Here is a 22,211-nt window from a genome sequence, read left to right as displayed (position 1 = left end):
GCTGATTCCCATGAACCCCGAGTTCCTCCCCGCTTCTGGCGCGTCGCGCACGGTCTCTATCGGCGACGTGGTCACGGAGGCGGGTGTAACTATTTTTGACGCCGAACTCCGCTACTTCGCGTTCTACGACTCTCCGGATGGCGCCGCGGACTATGCCGAGTTCTCCGCCGGCCCTGAGCCGGGGCTGTCCCCGGAGGAGCGGCCGATTGTGCTGATCGAGCATGCCCTCACTGGCGACGGCAATGCCGCCGACTGGTGGGCGGACATGGTGGGCCCAAACAAGCCCATCGACACCACCCGTTATCTGGTGCTCTGCGCGAATGTGCTGGGCGGCTGCCAGGGGTCCACCGGCCCGAGTTCGCCGCACCCCGACGGCCAGGCGTGGGGTTCACGATTCCCCGCTTTGTCGATCCGTGACATGGTTACGGCGGAACGGCTGTTGTTGGAGCGTGTGGGCGTCACAAAGGTCCATGCCCTTGTGGGTGCCTCGATGGGCGGGGCGCGGGTGCTGGAGTGGTCGCTCATGTACCCGGAGATGGTCAACGCGGCGTTACCGATCGCGGTGAGCGCGCGTGCGTCTGCGTGGCAGATTGGCCTGCAGTCCAGCCAGATCCGCTTCATTGAGGCGGACCCGGCCTGGCAGGGCGGCGACTATTACGACACGGGCGTGGTTCCTTCGCACGGGCTGGGGCAGGCCCGCCGCATCGCGCATCTGACGTATCGAGGCGAGCTGGAAGTCGATGAGCGTTTCGGGGTGGATCCGCAGAACGGCGAAAACCCCTACGGGCCGTACCGCGACCCTCACCAGCGTTTCGCGGTGGAGAGTTACCTGGATCGCCAGGCCGAGAAGCTGGTCGCGCGCTTCGATGCGGGCAGCTATGTAGTGCTGACCGACGCGCTGAACCGCCACGACGTCGGCCGTGGCCGGGGTGGCATGAACGCCGCTCTGGGCTCGTGCCAGGTGCCGACAATGGTAGTGGGTGTGGATACCGATATCTTGTATCCGCTGCACCAGCAGGAGCACCTGTCCCGCAACCTGGGCGACTTCATCGGCATGTCGAAGATCACCTCGCCGACGGGCCACGATGGGTTCCTCATCGAGTCGCGCCAAATGGGTCAGGTGTTGGCGAAATTCCTGGCGAAGGCGGAGATCATCGCCGAGGGTACCGAGGGGACCGAGGGCGCTGCGCGGGCTTAGCTGGTCAGCGGGTCGACGCTCACGGCGATCCACAGGATGCCGAGGCCGATGGCGGCAGTGAAGGCGGTATCGAACTTGCGCGAGCGTACCGCGAGCACGCCCAGCACCCGGGAATCGAGGAGTAGCCGTAGCACGGCCAGGTAGACCATCGCACTGCCCAGCATGACGCTAGCTCGACGCCACCTGTCCACCAACAACAGCGCCAGCACGGCCAACAGCATCAACCCGAATATTCCTACAAGTGCCCACTGGACAGGGCGCGAAAATCGGGAGGGTGAATTGTCCCGGTCGTGGGGGTTATCAAGGAGCTGCTGGCGAGCGTCGCCGATGCGAGCTGGGCGGGAGCGATTAGCCACGCAGCAGCTTCTCCGCGCGCTCGACGACGTTGCGCACCAGGAAGGCGCGGGTCAGCGGACCCACTCCCCCGGGGTTCGGAGAGACCGCACCGGCGACGTCCCATACGTCTGGGTGCACGTCACCCTTCAGCTTGCCGTCGTCGCCGCGGGAGACTCCTACGTCCAGGATCGCTGCACCCGGTTTGACCATATCCGCGCTGATCATGTGTGGCACGCCGGCCGCGGCGACGATCACGTCGGCGGCCTTCGTTTCTGCCGCTAGATCCTTCGTGCCGGTGTGGCACAGGGTGACGGTGGAGTTTTCGCTGCGGCGGGTGAGCATCAGGCCAATTGGACGGCCAACGGTTACGCCGCGGCCGATAACGACAACCTTCGCACCGTTGAGTTCCACGTCGAAGCGGCGGAGTAAGTGAATCGCACCGTTGGGAGTGCAAGGCAACGGGGCGGGCTCGTTAAGCACCAGCTTGCCCAGGTTCACCGGGTGGAGGCCATCGGCATCCTTGGCCGGGTCGATGCGCTCCAACACTGCGTTTTCATCCAGGTGCTTCGGCAGCGGGAGCTGCACGATGTAGCCGGTGCAGGCATCGTCGGCGTTCAGCTCGTCGATGACCGCGTTGAGCTCTTCCTGGGACACATCCGCCGGGAGGTCCTTGCGGATGGAGTTCACGCCGATTTGCTCGCAGTCCTTGTGCTTCATCCGCACGTAGGAGTGGCTGGCCGGGTCGTCGCCCACCAGCACGGTGGCCAGGCCGGGAGTCACGCCCTTTTCCTTCAACGCGGCGACGCGCTGTTCCAGGTCGGCGAAGATCTCGTCGCGGTAGAGTTTTCCATCCAATTTAGTAGCTGCCATGCTTCCCATTATTCCACGCGGGGTGGATGGGATCGAGATGGCATGTATCCCACACAGCGCACCTAGCGCACCGGACCGGGCCACGAGGGCGCCGGGGCGAGGGCGGGCTGGACTTCGCTGCGGGCAGCGACGACCAAGCCGACGATAATGATGCCGATGCCGAGAACTGTGATAATGCCGGGAACGGTGAGAGCCTGTTGCAGGTTTCCGTCTTCGTAGAGCCAGAAGTTGAGGATTTCCACGTACCGCTTGCCTTCCTCCGCAGTGAGCGTCTCCGTAGTGCCATTGCCGTCTGTGAGCCAGGCTTTGTCTCCGATCTCCCGAATCTCTTGGCGGTACTGCCAGCCAGGGGACAATGCGAAGGCGGACACGCCAACCCACCAGACGAGCATGCCGCCCCAAAAGATTGCGAGGGAATCGTGGGTCCGCTTGGGAATTGCCAAAGCTATGAGGTTCAAAATGACCTGCATGCTAAAGAAGGCCGGGCTCAGAAAAACGGCGACCAGGAAGACACCGGGCCAGTCCTTGCCGAAGAAGGCGAAGCGCAACAGGCAGAACAGGACGGGTAAGAAGAACGCAGCCAGCCAACCAACCAGCAGGGGCATGAAGCGGGCATCCCGACCGGCATCCACCGCCACGCCGTAATAGGGCATGGGGGCTGGCGCGGGCGGGCCAAAGTGGTACGGGCCGGGCGGACCGTAATGTGGGTACGTCATGTTTTAGATCCTGTCAGACGTTGAGGCTGTTGTCTCGGCTGCCGCCCATTGGCCGCCCCGTGGTACTTGATGCCGCTATCAGCGGACCGAAGTGTATGCCGTACCAGGTTTTTCATGCCTAAGAAGCGCCTGGGGTGCGAGAGTGTTCACCCCAGGCAGGAGGGCTACACCCCGCCTACAAACCCCAACTGGCGCCACGCCTCGTAGGCCGCCACTGCCGCCGCGTTCGATAGGTTCATGGACCGCCGCCCCGGCAACATCGGGATGCGCACCTTCGCCGTCACCCGCGGGTCGGCCAGTACCTCGTCGGCCAGTCCCGTCGGTTCCGGGCCAAAAAGCAACGCGTCGCCCGGCCGATAGTCCACCTCCGTAAACCACATGCCCGTCTGCGCGGTGAAGGCAAACACCCGGCCCGAGCCGCGTACCGGGTCAGTCACATGAGCCAGCGCCTCATCAATCCCCTCGTGAACGTGCACGTCTGCCAGCTCGTGGTAATCCAGCCCCGCCCGGCGCACATGCTTGTCGTCGAACTTAAAGGCCAGCGGCCCCGCCAAGTGCAGCGATGCCCCCGTACCTGCACACATGCGGATAGCGTTGCCCGTATTTGGCGGGATTTCCGGTCGGTCAAACACAACGTGCAGCGGCGGGTTCAGCGGATCCGGCACGCCGGCCACACCCGCATCGTGGTTGATAGACGTCATTTCCCCAATCTAACCGGTACAAAGGAGGCCATGAGCAACTCCCCCTCCCGCAGTTACGACATCACACTGCTAGGTGCCACTGGATTTGTTGGTGCCCTCACCGCTGACTACCTTGCTGCCAACGCCCCGGAAGGGGTGCGCATCGCCCTGGCCGGCCGCAACCAGTCCAAGCTAGAGGCCCTGCGCGACCAGCTAGCTGCAAAGCACCCGCGGGCCAAGGAATTCCCGCTGGTCATCGCCGATTCCAGCGATAACCGCTCCCTGGAAAAGCTGGCCCGCGCCTCCCGCGTAGTTATCTCCACCGTTGGCCCCTACTACCGCCACGGCTTTCCACTCGTCCGCGAGTGCGCCACCCACGGCACACACTACGTAGATCTAGCTGGCGAGCCGCTCTTCATGCGCGAATCCGCCGACTCCTACCACGATCGCGCCGCCGCCAGCGGGGCACGCATCATTCACGCCTGCGGTTTTGATTCCATTCCGAGTGACCTGGGAATGATGTTGCTGGGACAGAGGGCGTCCGAAAATAAAGACCCCCTAGAAACCGCCACGATGATCGTGAAGATGAAAGGTGGGCTCTCCGGCGGCACCATCGACTCGATGCGCGAGCAGTTCGCAGCTGCCAAGGGCAACCCGGACAAGAAGCGGCTGCTAGCCGACCCGTACACCCTCTCCCCCAACCGTGAATCCGAACCGAACCTGGGTAAACAGCCCGACTTCGGCGTGGTGCGCGAAAGTGACATCGGCGGTAGTGGCTACGGTCGCGACGACGTCTGGGCTGGCCCCTTCATCATGGCAGGCTCCAACACGCGCGTGGTGCGCCGCTCCAATGCACTGCTTAGCCACGCTTACGGTGCGAAGCTGCGCTACAGCGAATACATGTACACCGGCAAGGGAACCAAGGGGCGCATTCAAGCCGTGGCCATGGGGGCAGCGCTCGGCGCGGCAGTGGCGGCGCTGAACCAGGACAAGCTGCGTTCGTTCCTCTCCCGCTGGGTGCCGGAGCCCGGCGAAGGGCCGTCCGAGGCGGAGCGCGACGCAGGCTTCTTCCACACCACCCACATCGGCGTAGGCGCCAGCGGCGCCACCTACACCAACACCATCAGCTTGGACGCCGACCCGGGGTACAAGGGCACCTCACTGATGCTTAGCGAAGCGGCGCTCACCCTTGTTCTTTCGGACGCCGAACTGCCCGCAGCCTCCCCCTACCAAGGAAAAACCGGCGGCGGGGTACTGACCCCGGCCACCGGTTTGGGAATGCCCTACGTGCAGCGCTTGCGCGATGCGGGCATGAAGTTCAGCGATTAGCTAAACAGGCTCTGCTCGTCGGATGCCACGCCATTGACCTGGTTGATGTCCAGAGAGTTCAGCTGCGTGACGTGCTCCGGGGTGAGCTCGTCCAGCGAGGAAACCTGCAGTAGGCGCATGGTGCGGCGCACTTCGCCGGCCAGGATCTCAATGGCGCGGGCCACGCCGGCCTCGCCACCGGCCATCAGGCCGTACAGGTAAGCGCGGCCGATCAGGGTGAACTTCGCGCCCTTGGCGATGGCGGCGACGATGTCCGCACCGTTCATGATGCCGGTATCCATAGCCACGTCCAGGTCGTTGCCGACCTCGCGGACAACCTCCGGCAACAGCTGGAACGGAACTGGAGCGCGGTCCAGCTGGCGGCCGCCGTGGTTGGACAGGATGATGCCATCCACGCCCAGGTCGGCCAGTTTCTTGGAATCCGGCAGGTTCTGCACGCCCTTAACAACCAGCTTGCCCGGCCACATCTCGCGGATGGTCTTCAGATCCTCGAACTTGATGGAGGGGTCCATCGCGGAATCCAGCAGTTCACCGACGGTGCCGCCGGTGCTGGTCAGCGAGGCGAACTCCAGCGGCGGGGTGGTCAGGAAGTCCCACCACCACCAAGGGCGCGGGATGGCATTAAGGACGGTACCCAGGGAGATCTCCGGCGGGATGGAGAAGCCGTTGCGGGCATCGCGCAGGCGGTTACCGGCCACCGGGGTATCCACGGTGAACAGCAGGGTATCGAAGCCCGCCTGAGCAGCGCGCTCGACCAGACCGTAGGAGATCTCGCGCTCCTTCATTACGTACAGCTGGAACCAGTTGCGGCCATTCGGGTTGGCCTTCTGCACGTCCTCGATGCTGGTGGTGCCCAGGGTGGACAGGCAGAACGGAATGCCCGCACGGCCGGCGGCACCGGCACCGGCCAACTCGCCCTCGGTCTGCATAAGGCGGGTAAAGCCCGTCGGTGCAATACCAAAAGGCAGAGAGGACGTACCGCCGAAGACCTCCGCAGTCGTGTCCACGTGGGAAACGTCGTTCAGAATTGACGGGTGGAACTCCACGTCACGGAAAGCCTTACGTGCGCGGTTCATGGAAATCTCATTGTCGGCAGCGCCATCGGTGTAATCGAAGGCTGCAGCCGGGGTACGACGCTTCGCAATGTCGCGCAGATCCCAAATCGTCTGCGCATTGCTGAGGCGGCGGGCTTTAAAATCCAGGGTGGGCTTCTTAAATTTCAGCAGGTCAAAAATTTCGACGGGATTCGGGATCTGGCGCTTCTGGTGTGCCATAGGAAAAACGCTCTCCTAACAACTTTCCTTGTAAGTGGTCTTGAAGGTTCTAGCACCTCCCACGATAGGACGGTTCGGCTGTTTTCGCCGTGCAGCCCAACCCCGTTCTGGTTCGGCGCAGTTCTAACCCAGCGCCGCGAAGAATTCCAGAATCCGCTCGCCGATCAGCTGTCGCGACTTCGGCTTCACAAACTGGTGGCCTTCCCCTGGTACTTCCAGGAACTGCGGGGCACGGTCTAACTTCACCAGCTCGTCATACAACTGTTGGGATTCCTGCAGCGGCACGTTCGAGTCGTTAGCCCCGTGGATAAACAGCACCGGGGTGGTGATCAGTTCCGCCTTGTGCAGTGGAGAAATCTCCCACAGCAGTTCCGCATCGTGCATCGGGTAGCCATATTTCGGGGAGGCCGCACTCGCCAACCACGGCTCCGTGGACTCGTAGTATGTCTCAAAGCTCGTCATGCCACACGCGTCCACCACCCCCAAGAACATGTCCGGGTAGCGGGCCGCCGCCAGCACGGCTAGGAACCCGCCATAACTGCGACCTCCCAGGAATACGCGGCCTTCGGTGCACAAGTCGGCGTCGCAAAGAAAAGAAACAGTATCCGCCACATCGTCGATTGCGGCGAAGCGGCCGTAACGATCGTCGGCGTGGATGAACGCGCGACCATTGCCCTTACTACCGCGAATGTTGGGGGTAAACACGGTGTAACCAGCGGCGACAATGTCCGCCAGCACGTCGTGGTTCGCGGGGCGGGATTGCCCCTCGGGGCCACCGTGCAGGTGCACGTACACGGGGCGACCCGGCGCGGGGTTCTCCGGCAGGTACAGCCATCCAGAAAGCTCCAGGCCATCACGGGCGGTGTAGTAGACCAGCTCCGGCACGTCGCCCTGGCGGGCGCGCTCGTCCAAACGGTCGGTGCGATCCGGATCCAGCGGCTCCACGCGGCCGGATTCCAGGCGCAGCACCTCCACCGTCGGCGGTAGGTTCGGTCCCTCCACCGTCAGTGCCAACAACTGGCCATTATCCGTGATGGACAGGTCCGCGGCGACCATGCCCGGCAGCTCGACGGTGCGGCGGACCTGCACGCGCTGATCGTCCCCGAGGCTCAGCAGCTCCAGGTTGGAAATACCCGCCTGGTTCCACAGCACCGCGGCGGTGGACAGATCCTCGCTGATGACAAACTCGTCCACGTCGGCCTCGGGGTTGCTGATCATCTCCTCGCGCTCCACACATATCGGGCGCTCGCCGTGAATGTCCACCACCAAGCGCATCAGGCGGCGACGATCGGCGCCATGGTCGGTGACCACCAGGATCACCAGCTGGCTGTCCGTGATCGGCAGGATCCGCCCGTCCTCCGTGGTAGCACCCGGTTCCGGCGGCAGCAGCGGCATCCAACGACCCTGCGGGGTGACCAGCAGCAACTCGCGGTTGCCGCGCGGGCCGACGCGCATGAGGCTATATCCGGCTTCGGCGGCGACCAGCAACGCATCGATGCGGCGGTCCATCACCTGGTAGCGCGACGTGTTCGGATCGACCAGACGCGCCTCCGTCATGCCATCGGCCGCCACCGCATCCATTGCCAGGTTGTCGCGGTCCCACTCCACCAGGCGCGTGCGGGCATCGAAGGTGTTCCTAAGTGGGGACGCCCCTTCTACTCCAGGATCTGTAGATACCGTAAAGGTCTCGAGCTTTTCCGAACCCTTGGGGGATACTTCGCAGGCGATCCACTGTGCATCCGGAGAATGCAGCACGCGCGTGACCGGGCCATCGATGGGCAGCTGCACGGGTCTCTCGGTGCCTACGCCGTCCTCGGTGAGCGCTGCTTGAACGGCATAGGGGTATCCGCCATCGCGGACGATGTAGGCGATAGCCGTGCCGTTGGGAGCGAGCGAGGGGGCGGTCGTATGGCGCATGAGTTTAGTATTCTAGCGAAGCTGGCACGGTCTTAAGGCCAACGGGGCGAAGATTTCGGCAGGTGGAGCGAAGAGACTCTATGCTGTGGAGACATGAGCATTTATGTGAACGCTTACTCGACCGTCCGCGCGGATGTGCCCTTCCGCGGCCCGGGCGAACCCGCCACCGCCTCCCGCGAGCTGTGCTTCGATGCGCCCGACCGGCCGTTTTTAAAAACCACTGCCAACGGTGCGACTGCGGCCGAAGACCAGCAGACCCACGAGCTGCTGGAACATCTGGCCGGGTTCGCGGGATATGTGGCAGAACAGGGCGAGGAGCGCTTCGACAGCTTCAACTCCTACATTCACACGGTGATACAGCACATCCACAGTGTGCGCCGCCACTACGTCTTCGAACGGGACGACAACTTCGACTTTTCCCACCTGGGCGATTTTGCCGACTGGGCACGCGAGGCCAACGCGGTGTTCTTCCTGTCCGACGGAACCGTGCGCAACGCGGGCGGGGCGGATTTGTTGGATCCCGCGCTGGTCGGCAGTTCCCCGGCCAACGGAGCGCAGGCAAATTCCGTGCCGCAGCACCCGGATGCGGAGGCGCGGATGCGCCGTGTGCGCGGTGGCTTGTGGCGGCAAGGATTCCAGGTGGCGCCGACGCTGCCGCCGGTTCGCTGCGAAGCCGAGCTGCTGTTGCGCCCGGCCGAGGAGATCTTTAACCGGGCCGTCACCCTAGCCGTGATTGCGACTGTTGCAGTGAGCGTGCTGAACGGCGAGGCCGTGGACTTCGGTGCACTGCGCGCGGGATCGCGGCGCGCTTTCGATAATCTCTCACCTATTGAGCAGTCATTCCTCGACCGCGCGGAAGCCGCACAAGCTGGTGAGACACCAGCACCAGGCGCGGACGCAGCAGCACCAGCCGCGGACACACCAGCACCAGCCGAAGCAGCACCGGCCGCTCCGGCACCAGCCTACGGCCAGGAAGTGCGGGAAGATGCCTACCAGCTCGCCTGGGCCTACACCGCCGCCGAGTTCCTCGCCTGGACGATCGGCCTGATCGACATCGATGTCTTCAGCTTCGACCCCGTCGATCTTCCGAGCCTCCGCGGTGCACTGCGCGGGGTAGACAAAGAGGGACGCGATGCCTCCGAGCTTCCTCTGCGCAGCCTCTCGGACATCTGCGATGCTTTGGAGCACATCTACTCCCTGCGCTGGATCTCCGTCGAGCAACAGTCCGACACTCCCGGCCAGACCGGCCCCGGCACCATGCAGCCACAGGATCACTCCACCCTGCTGGAACGCCACCGTGCGATCACCTGGCTGACCGATCCGGTTATCGCGTACGACGATGTAGATCTCTCCACGTAAGGGCGGCCCCCGTGGCAAGGGGGGCTACTGCACTACCTATGGCGCTAGCTTCGGCTATGTGCGTCGAAGAATGCGGCGACCTCCCCCGTCGCCGTCACCGCATTTGAACGGCGCTCGCGCGAACGATCTGCCGCGCCCGCGCCGGCCTCGCCCGTGCGCTCCCCCATCCAGGTATGGCCGGCATCGCCGATGGCTAAGTGCGTGACCTCCATCCCGCTGCCACAGTTCGGCCATTGCACGCGCTGCACAGCATCCGTCACGCGCGTGGTAATCGGTGCGCCCACGCAGTGTGCGCGGCTGGCATACAACTGCGCGAACTCGAAAGCTCCTAGGTACTCGTCCTCGTAGCGGGAACCCCCGGAGTACCGGATCGTCTCGTCCTTCCGGCCATGTATGTCCAGGAATGGGGTCGCTTCGCTACGCTTAAAGCGCACGTCATCCGGGCGCTTTGGGTCCGCCCCCTTCTCCGCGCAGGCACGCCACGTGCCCGAGTAATAGGCCGCGGACACTGCCGCGAAGGCTGCGAACTCCTTTGGCATCTCGCAAGCCAGCTTACCCACGAAACCACCACCGTTAGACATACCCGTCGCGTAGATCCGGTTCGCATCTACCTGGTAGGTCGAGGAGACCGCATCCAAGATGTCGCGGACGAAACGCACGTCCTCACCGGGCTGCACGCGCGCGTACGGGGCGCCTTCCCAGGCATTTCCCAGACCCTGCGGGTACACCACGATGGCATCCTTGCCCGCCAGGCCCGTGTAGCGCGCCATCTGGTCGGCCTGCTCGCGGTAACCGTGGAAAGAGAAAATCAGGGGTAGGGGCTTGGAGTTCTTCGCGGCGGCCCGCGTGTCCTTGTTGTAGGGCTTCGCGGCGCGCGGAACATTGATGATGTAACGGCGGTCGTGCTTGCCCGACTTCAGCTCGATGGTTTTGTTTTGGCCTGCCTTTGGAACCTTGCGGATTGGATGGAAATTCTTCGGAATGCGCGCCACTGCTGGCGTGACCTGCACGTTTGGGTTGGCAGGTGGAATCGCCACTGCTTCTGTCGGGGCGTAATCCGCGGGTTCCTTCACCGTGTTATGCGCCTGCGGGGTTTCGTGGGAGGCATTAGCCAGCTTCTGCACAGCCACGCCCACGCCCGCCGCGCAGAGCAGTATAAACGTCGCGAGCATCGTCGCCGCGATGCGCCGGCGGCGGAATTGCTGGTCGGTGGGGCGCCTGCTGGAGGAGCGCTCCGGCGCACGGTGGCGGCCACCCGGCGCGCGGTCTTCCCTTCGATGCCGTGCCGCGGTCTGGCTCTCGGCGCTGGGGCTCTGTCCGCTGTGGCTCTGGTCGCTTAGCCGATGACGCCGCCGGGTCCCCCGCCAAGAATCTCCCCCGAACCGTACGGTTTCGTCACCCGGGTTCGCCGCCTGCGACAGAGCGGCGTGGCGACCAGTCTGTGCACCCGCCTGTGACAGGGCGGTGTGACGGCCAGTCTGCGCATCCGCTTGCGGCGGCAGGTTGCGGCGCCTCGTCCACACGCCATGCATATCGTTATCGTCACCATCGCTGACCTGCGGAGGTTTCGCAATGTGATGGTGTACCTTTCGAGCCGAGCTGCCCCGCGCGCGCTGCTGCGCATGGGGGTCGTCGGGGTCGAAAGGCTTGCGAGTCACGTGGACGATTGTTCTTTGCCCATACGTCTGTGTCAATTACCCGGCGCCGTGTTCACCATCACCCCTAACGATCCAACCCCCCCGGCGCACGACCTTCGGCGCTATAGCACCACAGCACACTCGCAGCGCCGCAGCACACCAGCCCCGCAGCACACCCCCAGCGCCGCAGCACACTCCCAGCCCCGCAGCACACCAGCCCCAGGAGCCCCACTCTTCACGCCCTCATGAGGTGATGTCCAAAATCTACGTGTTATTGAAAGTATCGACCTTGAAGCCTTTTTCCACAGGCTTCTGACCTGCACAAAAAGAATAGTTATATTTTAAGACGTGGAATTTTGGACATCCCGGACATTCCCAAGCTCGTGAGCCCCGCCGAACAACCCGTTAGAGCCCCTATGTCAGCAAAGAAGGGGAGGGGGGAAACGTGCGGCAGTACGGCGGCACGGGCTCAGCGAAGGTCGCGCGAGCCCAGCGGAAGTTGCACGGGCCCAGCGGAGGTTGCGCGAGCCCAACGGAAGTTGCACGGGCCCAGCGGAGGTTGCGCGAGTTCAGCGGAGGTTGCACGGACCCAGCGGAAATTGCGCGAGCTCAGCGGAGGTTGCACGGACCCAGCGGAAATTGCGCGAGCTCAGCGGAAGTCCCGCGAGCCCGCGTGTGCTCCTGCAATCTCCCCCGCCGGCCGCAGTTGAGTCTCCACCTGCTCCAGCAGATCCGCCGTCACGGTAGCCGCGCCTTCCGCGTTGTGGACAATCCCCCGCACGACCAGGATCTTCGCGTTCAGAGCAACCACCCGCTGCCGCGCCCACAGCCCCTGCGAAACGACAACGTTCGCCAGGCCAGTCTCGTCCTCTAAGCCGAAAAACACCACCCCACCTGCGGTAGCGGGGCGCTGCCTGTGAGTCACCACGCCCGCGACCCGCACCCGCGTGCCATCGGGGATGCGCAGCAGACTGTCGGCCATCACCACCGCCGCGCCACCGCGCGGGGAGGCATCACCGGAGTGCACACCGCGCGGTACAGGGCGCAGATGCCACTCGTCCAAGTACGCACGCAGCAGCCGCACCGGATGCTCGGCCGTCGTCACACCCGTGGTCGCTAGTTCGGACGCCACCATCTCGAAAGCACTCATCCCAGGCAACGCCGGCGCATGCACACCGGACGTCCCCGGCAGCATCCCCGGCCGCTCAGTAGCCGCCACCCCGGCAGCCCACACCGCCTGGCGGCGAGTCAGACCCAGGCTCCCCAAAGCTCCAGCTCGCGCCAGCTTTTCCACGTACGCGACGGTCAGCCCGGCCTCGCGGGATAGGTCTTCCACGCTGGTGAAGCGACCAATCCGTTCGCGCGCTTCTACGATGCGCTCCGCCACTTCGGCGGGTATCCCCTTTACTCCACCCGCACCGCTGAGCCCGAGTCGAATCTTCCCTACCGCTTCACCAGTCCCCCGCCCCAGCCCATGCACACCTCGCGGCTCATTGTGCACACGCGCGCAGGTGTCCGCCCCGCCAGCAGGCGCAGCAGCACCGCCATGCACTCCCGTGGGCCGGTTGGTGCGTGGGGGCGTCATTAAGGAAACAACCGCATCCACCTGCACGTCCGAAGCGTTCACGTCCACGGGAAGGACCTCCACGCCGTGCCGGCGCGCGTCGGCCAGCAGGGACTGCGGCGAGTAGAACCCCATCGGCTGGGCGCGCAGCAGAGCCACGCAGAACTCCGCCGGATAGTGGTACTTGAACCACGCGGAGTAGTAGACCAGGGAGGCGAAAGACTGCGAGTGTGATTCCGGGAAGCCGTAGCTGGCGAAGGCCACGATCTTGTCCCACAACCGATCGGCTACCGCACCGCGGATTCCGTTCTTCGCCTCCAACCCCTGGTAGAAGCGCTTCTTCAGCCGCTCCATCTTCTGCGGCGAACGCTTCGACCCCATCGCCCGGCGCAGGGTATCGGCCTCGGCGCCGCTAAAGCCCGCGGAATCCACGGCCATCTGCATCAGCTGCTCCTGGAACAGCGGAATCCCCAGGGTCTTCGTCAGGGCGGGCTCCAGGCACGGGTGATCGAAAGTCACCGGCTCCAGGCCATTGCGACGGCGGATATATGGGTGCACGGAACCGCCCTGGATGGGGCCGGGGCGGATCAGCGCGACCTCCACCACCAGGTCGTAGAAGGTGCGCGGCTTCAAGCGCGGCAGGGTGGACATCTGCGCGCGGGATTCCACCTGGAACACCCCCACTGCGTCGGCGCGGGCCAGCATCGCGTAAACCTCCGGCTCCGTGGGATCCAACCGCCACAGCTCGACCTCCCGGCCCCGGTGGGCGCGCACCTGGTCCACCGCGTGGTGTAGCGCCTCCAGCATGCCCAGCCCCAGCAGGTCGAACTTCACCAGGCCGACGGCCGCGCAATCGTCCTTGTCCCACTGCACCACTGATCGGCCTTCCATCCGCGCCCATTCCGTCGGCACAACCTGTGCAATCGGACGGTCGCAGATCACCATGCCGCCGGAGTGAATACCCAGGTGGCGAGGGTGGTCCAGCATCTGCTCCGCAAGGTCCTGCACCACGGCAGGGGTCTGTTCCGGGTGGCGGGTCCAGGCATCGATCTGCCCCGGCGCGTAACCCAGCGCGCGACCGGCATCGCGTGTCGCGCCCCGGCGGCGGTAAGTGATGACGTTCGCCACCTGTGCGGCGTTTTCGCGGCCGTAGCGGGAGTACACGTACTGGATCGCTTCCTCGCGCCGCCCCGATTCGATATCGAGGTCGATGTCTGGCGGCCCGTCGCGCTCGGGGGAAAGGAAACGTTCGAAGAGTAAGCCAGACGCCACAGCGTCCACCGTTGTAATCCCCAGTGCAAAGCACACCGCGGAGTTCGCCGCGGACCCTCGCCCCTGACAGAAGATGTTGTTTTCGTGGCAGAAGGCCACGATGTCGTGGACGATCAGGAAGTAGCCTGGAAACCCCAGCTGCTCGATGGTTTCCAGCTCGCGGTCGATGGTGGCCCAGGCCGTGCGAGCGGCGGCGGAAGAGTCGCGCTGGCCGTAGCGTTCCGTCCCTCCGCGCTCGGTGATGGCGCGCAGCCAGGACATTTCCGTGTAGCCCTCCGGAACGGGGAAGTGCGGCAGATTCGGCGCGACAAGGTCCAAGGTGAAGGCACACTCGCGGGCGACGTCCGCAGTGGTCGCCACGGCGCGGGACAACCACTCGCAATCGCCCGCGAGCTGCAGCATCTCTTCACCCGAGCGCAGCCACGAGCCGCCGACGGGGTGGGTGGTCGGCTCCGCCGTGGCAACGTCGTGCCGCTCGCGCAGCGCCGCCTTCGCCCCGGCCAGCCGGGATTGCTTCGGGGTTGCGCATGTCGGGGCGCTACTGACGATCTCGCGCAAGCCGTGGCGCACCGCCAGCGCGTGGAGGCGCTCGTTGCGGTCGGCATCGGCGGGGTTCATCGTGTGTTGCAGCTCGACCACGACGTTGGCCGCGCCGAAAAGCTCCACCAGGCGCTCGGCCGAACTCGTGCCACTCGCACGGCCTGCGCTCGCCCGCCGCCAGTCCAGCAGCACCAGCCAGTGCCCATCCGCTTCTTCCGCCAGCCGGGGCAGGTCGGGGTACCGGACGGAGTCTTTGTGCGGGTCGGCCATGCGGGCGTCCGCTATCAGGCGACTAAGCCGCGCGTAGCCTTCGCGGCCCTTGCACAGCACCGTGAGCGGTACATCGAGGCTCAGCTCCGCGCCGAACACCGTCGCGAGGTCTGCCCCTGCACTCTCCGCCACCGCCGTAGCGAAGCGCGCCGCACCGTAAAAACCGTCGCGATCCACGCACGCCAGCGCACTTAGCCCCAGGTCGCGCGCCGTCGCCACCATCTGTTCAGGTTGGCTCGCGCCACGCAGGAAGTTGTAGGCACTGCAGGCGTGAAGCTCTGCGAAGGGGGTTGTTGTTTTTCTTTGGGACGCCCCTTCGGCCCCCTCTGCCTCCGTATCCGCAAGGTCGAGCGGCATGGTGCGCCGCTGGCCTTCCCCCACTCCCACGGCGCGGAGGTTCCGAAGACCCGAACCTTTCCCGGACAGCACACTTTCGAGCTGCGCCCAGCTCAGTGGCCGCCCCTGGGAGAAGCTCCTGGATTGCGGCTTGCGCAGTGTGCGGCGAGGTTCATCAGACACGAACTCAATTATAGAACAGGTATTCTATTAATTGCCAACGCGGGAGGGTGCCTTAAAAGCCTCAAACTGAGACTAGACTAAGTTGTTCATTCTAGTTTAGACTGCTACCTTAAACGCACAGTTCAGCCCGGACAACCAACTAAGAACCGGGCGACCATGATGATTAACCACGACAATCCAGGAGGATCCTATGTCCCTTCGCCGTAAGGTAGCAGCCGGTGTAGCTGCAGCAGCCATGGCTTTCAGCTTGACCGCTTGTGGCGGTGACGACGACACGATCAAGGTCGGCACCACCGACCAGGGCCAGAAGCAGTGGCAGGTATTCGAGGAAAAGGCCAAGGAAGAGGGTCTGAACGTTGAGCTGGTTCCGTTCGGCGACTACAGCCTGCCGAACCGTGCACTGGCGGACGGCGAGATTGTCGTGAACAACTTCCAGCACCTGATGTTCCTCGCTGACTACAACGTGAACAACGACTCCAACTTGGTTCCGATCGGCGCTACCGAGATCATCCCGCTGGGCGTGTACTACCAGGACCACAGCGAGGTTAAGGACATCGAAGAGGCCGGCGAGGTCGCCATTCCGAACGACCCAACCAACCAGGGCCGCGCCCTGCACGTGCTGGCATCCGCCGGCCTGGTGAAGCTGAAGGACGACAAGATCCTGTCCCCCACCCCGGCTGACATCGACGAGGGCAAGTCCAAGGTCAAGGTCACCCCGGTGGATGCGGCGCAGACCGTGACCGCTTACAAGGACGGCACCCCAGCCGTCATCAACAACTCCTTCCTGGAGCGCGGCAACATCGACCCGAAGTCCGCCATCGTCGAGGACGACCCGAAGGCAGAGGCAGCGAAGCCGTTCATCAACGCCTTCGTCACCACCGAAGAGCACAAGGACGACGAGGACCTGCAGAAGCTGGTCGACGTCTGGCACTCCAAGGAGGTTCAGGACGCACTGAACGAGCAGTCCAAGGGCACCTCCGTCGAGGTCAAGATGGGCGCCGACGAGCTGGCTAAGGTCCTGAAGGAAACCGAGGACCAGATCAAGAAGTAGCCGCCTCCCACCCCGGCTACCCGAAACCCCAACTCTTAAAAGAGGTTCCTTATGGCTACAGACGCACAAACTAGCGTCGATCAGCCCCGTGCCGGCACCACCAGCACGAGCAACAACACCGGCACTACCGGTACGGAGATCGTCTTCCGCGACGTAACCAAGGTCTTCAAGCAGGGCAAGAAGGAAGTTCGCGCGCTGCAGGAGATCAACACGCAGATCCCGGCGGGTTCCATCGTCGGCATCATCGGCTATTCCGGCGCCGGCAAATCCACCCTCGTCCGCCAGATCAACGGCCTGGATCGCCCCACCAGCGGGCAGATCCTGCTGGACGGCCAGGACATTGTACCCCTGCCGGAATCGCAGATGCGCAAGCTGCGCAGCGACATCGGCATGATCTTCCAGCAGTTCAACCTGTTCTCCTCCCGCAATGTGGCAGGCAACGTGGCCTACCCACTGCGCCTGCAGGGCATGTCCAAGCAGCAACGGGAAGAGCGCGTCAAGGAGCTGCTGGAGTTCGTCGGCCTATCCGATAAGGGCAAGGCCTACCCAGAGCAGCTGTCCGGTGGCCAGAAACAGCGCGTCGGCATCGCCCGCGCGCTGGCCACCAACCCCAGCCTGCTGCTGGCCGACGAGGCCACCAGCGCGCTGGACCCCTCCACCACCCACGACGTGCTGGAGCTGCTGCGCAAGGTCAACCGCGAGCTCGGCATCACCATCGTGGTGATTACCCACGAGATGGAGGTTGTGCGTTCCATCGCGGACTCCGTGATTGTGATGGAAGACGGTCGCATTGTGGAGCAGGGCAGCGTCTACGACGTGTTCTCTAACCCGCAGACGCAGACCGCCGCCGACTTCGTTGCCACTTCGCTGCGCAACACCCCCGACATGGTCGAGGCAGAGGCGCTGCAGACCGAGAACGGCCGGCTGTTCACTGTGACGATGGCCGAAGGAATCGGGTTTTTCGATGCCGTCTCTAAGCTGTCCGCTACAGGGGTGACGGTAAACATCGTCCACGGTGGCGTCACTACCCTACAGAGCCACAGCTTTGGCCGCCTTACCCTGCGCCTGACGCCCCACAGCGCCGACGGCGAAAAGGCGATCGAGGAGTTCTACAGCCACATGCAGGCTTCCACCGAGATTGAGGAGATCTGATGAACACGATGACCCTCGCGCAAATGGATTGGGACCGCTACGGCCACACATTCCAGAAGGCGATCTTCGAGACGCTGTACATGGTCTCGATCACGCTGGTGATCTCTTCGGTGCTGGGCCTAATCATCGGCCTACTGCTGTACACGACCCGCAAGGGCGGCATTCTGCAGAACCGGGTGGTCTACTGGATCACGAACTTCCTGGTGAACTTCATCCGCCCGATCCCGTTCATCATCTTGCTGACGGCGATCGGACCGCTGACTGACCTGGTGGTGCAGAGCCGTATTGGTACAGACGCCGCCATCGTCGGCATGGTTGTCGCCGCCACGTTCGGCGCGGCCCGTATCTTCGAGCAGAACCTCGTGGCGATCGACCCGGGTGTGATTGAGGCCGCCAAGGCAATGGGCGCCTCGCCGCTGAAGATCATATTCACGGTGATCATCCCCGAGGCGCTGGGGCCGCTAATCCTGGGCTTCACCTTCATGTTCATCGCCATTGTGGATATGTCCGCCATGGCCGGTTACATCGGTGCTGGTGGTCTGGGTGACTTCGCGATTGTCTACGGTTATCGCTCGTTTAACGACGCCGTTACGTGGACGACCGTTGCAGTGATCATCGTCATCGTGCAGATCGCCCAGCTGGGCGGAAACTGGCTGTCGAAGAAGATTATGCGGCGCTAGTCGGCCCGCTCTACTAGTGAGCACGAAACCCCGGGTGTTAGTTCAGAATGAACTGCCCCCGGGGTTTTGTTGTGCGTTTAGAACTCCGCGACCCACGTCACGGTCTGCTTGGGTCCCTTACCGCAGGAGGGAACAGATGTTCCGCCTGGGTGGGCAGTCAGGCGGACCGTGAATTCTTTTTCTGCACCTGTGGGGTCGGTATCTGGGCTGGTTGTAGCGCTGTATTCTCCGGCTACGGTCACGATACGCACCTCGGTGTTAGCACCCGTAGGGTTTGCGGCCTCTGTAGTTTCCGGCTTGGCCACGTGCATGCTGGCCAGCTTGACGGGGTGGCCCTCGCTGGCAAGCTTTTCCGCCACGGCGAGCTCAGCGGCCTGGCCGACTGGATCCCAGATTCCGCGGCCACGGCAACCTTCCAACCACAGCTCGCCCTGCTTGGTGCGCTCCAGCATGCTGCTAGCGCCCGCGGTGCCGAGCTGCCCGTAGGAGTAGTTGTAGGGCAGCAGGATCATGGAGGGTGCGAAGCGGTGGCCCTTAGTGTGGGAGGATTCCCACACGAGTTGGCCGTACCTTGCAGTAAGTTCGTCGGCCACGGGGCGACCGAAGACGGCGCAGCACTTGTCGCGCTTGCCGTGGGTACATACCAGTAGCAGGGGGCCGTCGATGCGCTGACCACCGGCGGCGCCGGGGGCGCTGAGGTCGAGGTTTAGCAGATCTTCGGGGCCCGATACCTGCAGGCTTTCGAGGATGGGGGTGGGGTCGTCGCCGTAGCCTTCTGCCCAGCTGATGTAGAGCTGGCGGGTGGGGTTCGCGGCGCGCTGCTGGCCTTCGCGGCCGGGGCGGCGGATAAACTGCAGCTGGGCCCCGTTTTCATCAAGAAAGTTCTCTATCTTCTTGGTGAGCTCCTCCCCCAGCGCCGTGCCATCAAGGATGTCGTGGCCCCAATTGGAAACGTACTCGAGCGCCAGGATGATCTTGCCTGGCTTGGCGGTGCCGGGCAGAGTCTCGTCGGTAAGTTGAGAGCACATGTCCGCGTAGATTCCAGCGGAGGGCTGAGTGGTGGTGGGCTGTCCGGTTTCGGGCTGTCCGGCCTGCGCGTTTCTAGTTGTAGGCATGCCATCCAGGTTACCAAGCGGCGAGAGGGTCGGGTGGGCTAGTAGGTAGCTTCGATGCGCCACTGTTTCCCCTTGCAGACCAGTAGGAATGCATAGTTCCGGTGGGCGCTGTGGGTGCTCCGGGTGCTGTAGGCGCTCCGGGTGCTGTAGGGCGAGTTGCCGCGAGCCTCCTCGCGGACCGAGATCTGCAGCCGGGCATAACGCTTGCCCTCTGCCCACCACTGTTCGTCGACGGGCCAGGGGCCACCCCAGCCGATGATGCGGAACTGTCGAGCGCCCCAGCGCAGAGCTTCTGGCGGGGCGCTCATCAGCCCACGGGCGGTGACGTACACAGGATCACCGTTTCGGTCCAGCAGAGCCAGCCGTGCCGCGGGGTGTGCGGCGCTGGGGTTAGAATTGCCAGAACTGAGGCCACCATTTCCGCTGGCAGGAGCCCCGATAAGCCCGGGCAGCGGGTGCAACAATTGGCCTTCCCATTGGCGGGTGGGCAGGGCGGTGACGGCCTCCGGGTCGTCCTCGCCATAGGGCACGGTGGCGATGCGGCGGGCTACGGCGCGACCACCACGGTGGATGGGGCGGAGCACGCGGTTCATGCCAATCAACGCTTGTGCGCGGCCAGCGGCGGCGCGAGCGGCTCGGATGCCTTCATCCGGCCCGCCCCACAGTGGCACGGCTAGGCTTCCCGCCGGGACAGTCTCTACGGGCACAAGCTCGATGCACGTCACGCCGACGGTATGGTCCGCCCAGTCGGCGGTGATGTCAGCCGCAGGGTCAGCGCTCCCAGAATCCCTCCCCTTGGAACCTGTGCCGCTATTCGCACCTGCCCGCAGGCGTGTCAGCCAGCCGTCGAGCTGCCAGCGCACCCGCTGGGCCGTGTCCTGTTCCGACAGTGGCTCACGGCAACGCCACAGCCGCTCGATGACGGTCGGCCCCGTGTAATCCACCGGGGGTTCCAGGTAGGCCCGCACGGCCAGGCGCACACAGGCCTCCCCGGCACCGAAGAGCTTGTTATGCAGCGCGGTGGCCACGTGACGTGCAACGAACGCGGCAGTTTCGGTCCGTGCGATGGGCTCGTCGGCCTCGTAGCGCAGCGCTAGATCCGCGCGGTGCCGTCGAGGCGATATATCTCGGTCCACCTGCCCGCTGGCGATGCGGTGCCACTCCACGGCCTCCTGCCCGAAGCGGGCGGCCACATCCGCACGCGGAAGGTTGGCGAAGTCGCGCATCGTGCGCAACCCCAGCTGCTGCAGCGTGGAGCTGAGCTGGGCGGGGGCGCGCAGCTCCGGCTCAAGAGCCAACGCAGTAATCGGCAGATCTGCAATAAAATCCGCACTTCCACCTGGGCGAATAACCTTGCCCAGCCGTGCCGCCCACATCGCCGAAACCAGATCATCGGCTACCCCGGCCAGGCAGTCGGCGTGCATCCGCGCAGCTGCGTCCAACAGTTTCTCTACGGCTTCACCTTCGTCGCCGTAATATCTGGCCAGCGCATCCACGGGGAAGGCCAGCAAGCCCGGGCGCAGGGTCTCCACAACCGCGCTGACGTCCTGCAACGCGGCCAGCACGTCCTCGTGCACGGAGGCCTGCCGGGTCGGGTCGTCCGCTGCAACGTTCAGCTGCGGATACGCCGCCAGCGCATGCCGCTGTTTCATCCCGATCCTGATTCCCTGGACGCGCGCGGCCGCGTTGCAAGCCAGCACTCGGTAGTCCGCGATCACCGCAGCGGGCGCCAACACATCCCACCCACGCGACTGGGCCTGGACGTACACCGGCCAGTCCGGAAACCACAACACGGCCACCCGCGCGCTACGAGTCGCGGGAGCCGTGCGCACTGCACTATCCGAAGTGTGCATGAGCCACGCCCCCTGCACTCTCTATGCTCGCTGCACCAATCACGTCCTCTGCACCAATCACGTCCTCTGTACCAATCGTCGCCCGCACCACACTCGGCGGTTGGGCTGTGCCCCACACGCGCCCCTCGACCTCCACGGCACGGATGCGCCCACTCCCCCGGCTCAGCCCCAGCACGCCACACACCTGCAGTTCCACGTGCATTCTCGCCTGTGGCCACGCCTGCCCACACACCAGCAGGGCGCATTCGCTTTTTCGCAGTCGTGCCTCCACAGGACGCGCAAAAGTTGGGCTCACAGAACTGCCTTGACCGTGCGCGGCGAACAGCACCACGTCCATCCCATCCACCAGCGTTCCCAGCACCGCCGCCGTGTGCGGGGTAGAGTCCGGCACCAGCACCAGCCGCTCCACATCGCCGCCCGCTGCCGCCACCGCCGCAATCGCCAGCCGCGGATAATCAACCACCGCTACACACATGCCCTGCGCCGTCAGGTGCGCCAACACATCAACCAGCACTGCCGGACAATCCGACACCTGCGTCGCCCGCCCACGCGCCACGCCACCACCCGGCAGATGCCCGGCCAACCAGTCCGGTACCGGCGCAACGTGCACACTGTCTTTTCTTTGCGGCGCCTCCTCCCTCGCCGGTGCCGACCCCAGCACCGCGGAGCTCGATACGCCAGCGACCGGCGCATCTCCGGATTCAATCTGCTGCATCTTGCGCCGCAAGTCGGCAATCGTCGCCTGCGCTGCAGTTTTCGCCACTTCTTCCACCTCCCTTCCATCCAGCACCTTGTGCCTGCCGCCTTGTCCGACACCGCTTGTTTTATCAAGCTCCACGGACAGCCTGCTCCACCAGAAGTAAATATTAGAACACTTGT

At 64.4% G+C, this 22,211-nt stretch carries 17 protein-coding genes; 6 read left to right on the top strand and 11 right to left on the bottom strand.

The features are described 5' to 3' along the window. Positions 1 to 10: 10 nt before the first annotated feature. Positions 11 to 1,198 (top strand): homoserine O-acetyltransferase, encoded by a 1,188-nt coding sequence (locus ACKFRT_RS10425; protein ID WP_408925225.1) that lies wholly within the window; start codon positions 11 to 13, stop codon positions 1,196 to 1,198. On the opposite strand, the gene ACKFRT_RS10420 is transcribed toward ACKFRT_RS10425, so the two are convergent. The 4 genes from ACKFRT_RS10420 to ACKFRT_RS10405 form a co-directional block, all read right to left on the bottom strand. After that, entirely contained in the window at positions 1,195 to 1,554 is a 360-nt protein-coding gene (locus ACKFRT_RS10420; protein WP_296212870.1) for a DUF3017 domain-containing protein, read from the bottom strand. The two genes, ACKFRT_RS10425 and ACKFRT_RS10420, sit on opposite strands and share 4 nt — an antisense overlap. Continuing rightward, positions 1,547 to 2,404: a bifunctional methylenetetrahydrofolate dehydrogenase/methenyltetrahydrofolate cyclohydrolase gene (locus ACKFRT_RS10415; protein ID WP_408925224.1), complete on the bottom strand. Its 858-nt coding sequence runs from the start codon at positions 2,402 to 2,404 to the stop codon at positions 1,547 to 1,549. The genes ACKFRT_RS10420 and ACKFRT_RS10415 overlap by 8 nt, the downstream gene beginning before the upstream one ends. 62 nt (positions 2,405 to 2,466) lie before the next feature. Then, complete coding sequence (locus ACKFRT_RS10410; protein ID WP_408925223.1) at positions 2,467 to 3,120, bottom strand: hypothetical protein; 654 nt, start codon at positions 3,118 to 3,120, stop codon at positions 2,467 to 2,469. A gap of 164 nt (positions 3,121 to 3,284) precedes the next feature. After that, positions 3,285 to 3,821 carry a tRNA (cytidine(34)-2'-O)-methyltransferase gene (locus tag ACKFRT_RS10405; protein ID WP_408925222.1) on the bottom strand — a complete coding sequence of 179 codons (537 nt, stop codon included), beginning with the start codon at positions 3,819 to 3,821 and terminating at the stop codon, positions 3,285 to 3,287. A 30-nt stretch (positions 3,822 to 3,851) separates the two neighbouring features. On the opposite strand from ACKFRT_RS10405, the gene ACKFRT_RS10400 reads away from it, so the two are divergent. Continuing rightward, positions 3,852 to 5,129, top strand: coding sequence for a saccharopine dehydrogenase family protein (locus ACKFRT_RS10400; protein ID WP_408925221.1), 1,278 nt, complete (start codon positions 3,852 to 3,854; stop codon positions 5,127 to 5,129). On the opposite strand, the gene ACKFRT_RS10395 is transcribed toward ACKFRT_RS10400, so the two are convergent. Together ACKFRT_RS10395 and ACKFRT_RS10390 are read right to left on the bottom strand one after the other, a co-directional pair. Next, the gene (locus tag ACKFRT_RS10395) at positions 5,126 to 6,403 is read right to left on the bottom strand and encodes an alpha-hydroxy-acid oxidizing protein (RefSeq protein WP_408925220.1); all 1,278 of its coding nucleotides are present in this window, start codon (positions 6,401 to 6,403) and stop codon (positions 5,126 to 5,128) included. The genes ACKFRT_RS10400 and ACKFRT_RS10395 overlap by 4 nt on opposite strands. 123 nt (positions 6,404 to 6,526) lie before the next feature. Next, the gene (locus tag ACKFRT_RS10390) at positions 6,527 to 8,320 is read right to left on the bottom strand and encodes an alpha/beta hydrolase family protein (protein WP_408925219.1); all 1,794 of its coding nucleotides are present in this window, start codon (positions 8,318 to 8,320) and stop codon (positions 6,527 to 6,529) included. Positions 8,321 to 8,413: 93 nt separating this feature from the next. Between ACKFRT_RS10390 and ACKFRT_RS10385 the strand changes: the two genes are divergently transcribed. Next, a complete protein-coding gene (locus ACKFRT_RS10385; RefSeq protein WP_408925218.1) occupies positions 8,414 to 9,679 on the top strand; it encodes a DUF4272 domain-containing protein in 1,266 nt (421 codons plus the stop codon). A 44-nt stretch (positions 9,680 to 9,723) separates the two neighbouring features. Here the strand turns inward: ACKFRT_RS10385 and ACKFRT_RS10380 are convergent, their stop codons facing one another. Together ACKFRT_RS10380 and ACKFRT_RS10375 are read right to left on the bottom strand one after the other, a co-directional pair. Beyond that, the gene (locus tag ACKFRT_RS10380) at positions 9,724 to 11,337 is read right to left on the bottom strand and encodes a prolyl oligopeptidase family serine peptidase (protein ID WP_408925217.1); all 1,614 of its coding nucleotides are present in this window, start codon (positions 11,335 to 11,337) and stop codon (positions 9,724 to 9,726) included. A 628-nt stretch (positions 11,338 to 11,965) separates the two neighbouring features. Continuing rightward, positions 11,966 to 15,481, bottom strand: coding sequence for an error-prone DNA polymerase (locus tag ACKFRT_RS10375; protein WP_408925216.1), 3,516 nt, complete (start codon positions 15,479 to 15,481; stop codon positions 11,966 to 11,968). Positions 15,482 to 15,671: 190 nt separating this feature from the next. Between ACKFRT_RS10375 and ACKFRT_RS10370 the strand changes: the two genes are divergently transcribed. From ACKFRT_RS10370 to ACKFRT_RS10360, 3 genes are read left to right on the top strand one after another with little or no spacing between them, the layout of a single operon-like run. Next, entirely contained in the window at positions 15,672 to 16,532 is an 861-nt protein-coding gene (locus ACKFRT_RS10370; RefSeq protein WP_296212843.1) for a MetQ/NlpA family ABC transporter substrate-binding protein, read from the top strand. A 51-nt stretch (positions 16,533 to 16,583) separates the two neighbouring features. Continuing rightward, the gene (locus tag ACKFRT_RS10365) at positions 16,584 to 17,684 is read left to right on the top strand and encodes a methionine ABC transporter ATP-binding protein (protein ID WP_408925215.1); all 1,101 of its coding nucleotides are present in this window, start codon (positions 16,584 to 16,586) and stop codon (positions 17,682 to 17,684) included. Beyond that, the gene (locus tag ACKFRT_RS10360) at positions 17,684 to 18,364 is read left to right on the top strand and encodes a methionine ABC transporter permease (protein ID WP_408925214.1); all 681 of its coding nucleotides are present in this window, start codon (positions 17,684 to 17,686) and stop codon (positions 18,362 to 18,364) included. The genes ACKFRT_RS10365 and ACKFRT_RS10360 overlap by 1 nt, the downstream gene beginning before the upstream one ends. A 77-nt stretch (positions 18,365 to 18,441) precedes the next feature. Here the strand turns inward: ACKFRT_RS10360 and ACKFRT_RS10355 are convergent, their stop codons facing one another. From ACKFRT_RS10355 to ACKFRT_RS10345, 3 genes are read right to left on the bottom strand one after another with little or no spacing between them, the layout of a single operon-like run. Further along, positions 18,442 to 19,479, bottom strand: coding sequence for a sucrase ferredoxin (locus tag ACKFRT_RS10355; RefSeq protein WP_408925213.1), 1,038 nt, complete (start codon positions 19,477 to 19,479; stop codon positions 18,442 to 18,444). Between the two features lie 38 nt (positions 19,480 to 19,517). Then, positions 19,518 to 21,332: a Y-family DNA polymerase gene (locus tag ACKFRT_RS10350; protein ID WP_408925212.1), complete on the bottom strand. Its 1,815-nt coding sequence runs from the start codon at positions 21,330 to 21,332 to the stop codon at positions 19,518 to 19,520. Continuing rightward, on the bottom strand, positions 21,316 to 22,095 hold the full coding sequence (locus tag ACKFRT_RS10345; RefSeq protein WP_408925211.1) for a hypothetical protein: 780 nt from the start codon (positions 22,093 to 22,095) through the stop codon (positions 21,316 to 21,318). The genes ACKFRT_RS10350 and ACKFRT_RS10345 overlap by 17 nt, the downstream gene beginning before the upstream one ends. Positions 22,096 to 22,211: the final 116 nt, after the last annotated feature.

The organism is Corynebacterium jamesii (assembly GCF_046097395.1).
In the GTDB taxonomy this organism is placed as follows: Bacteria; Actinomycetota; Actinomycetes; order Mycobacteriales; family Mycobacteriaceae; genus Corynebacterium.
This window is presented reverse-complemented; position numbering and strand designations above follow the sequence as displayed.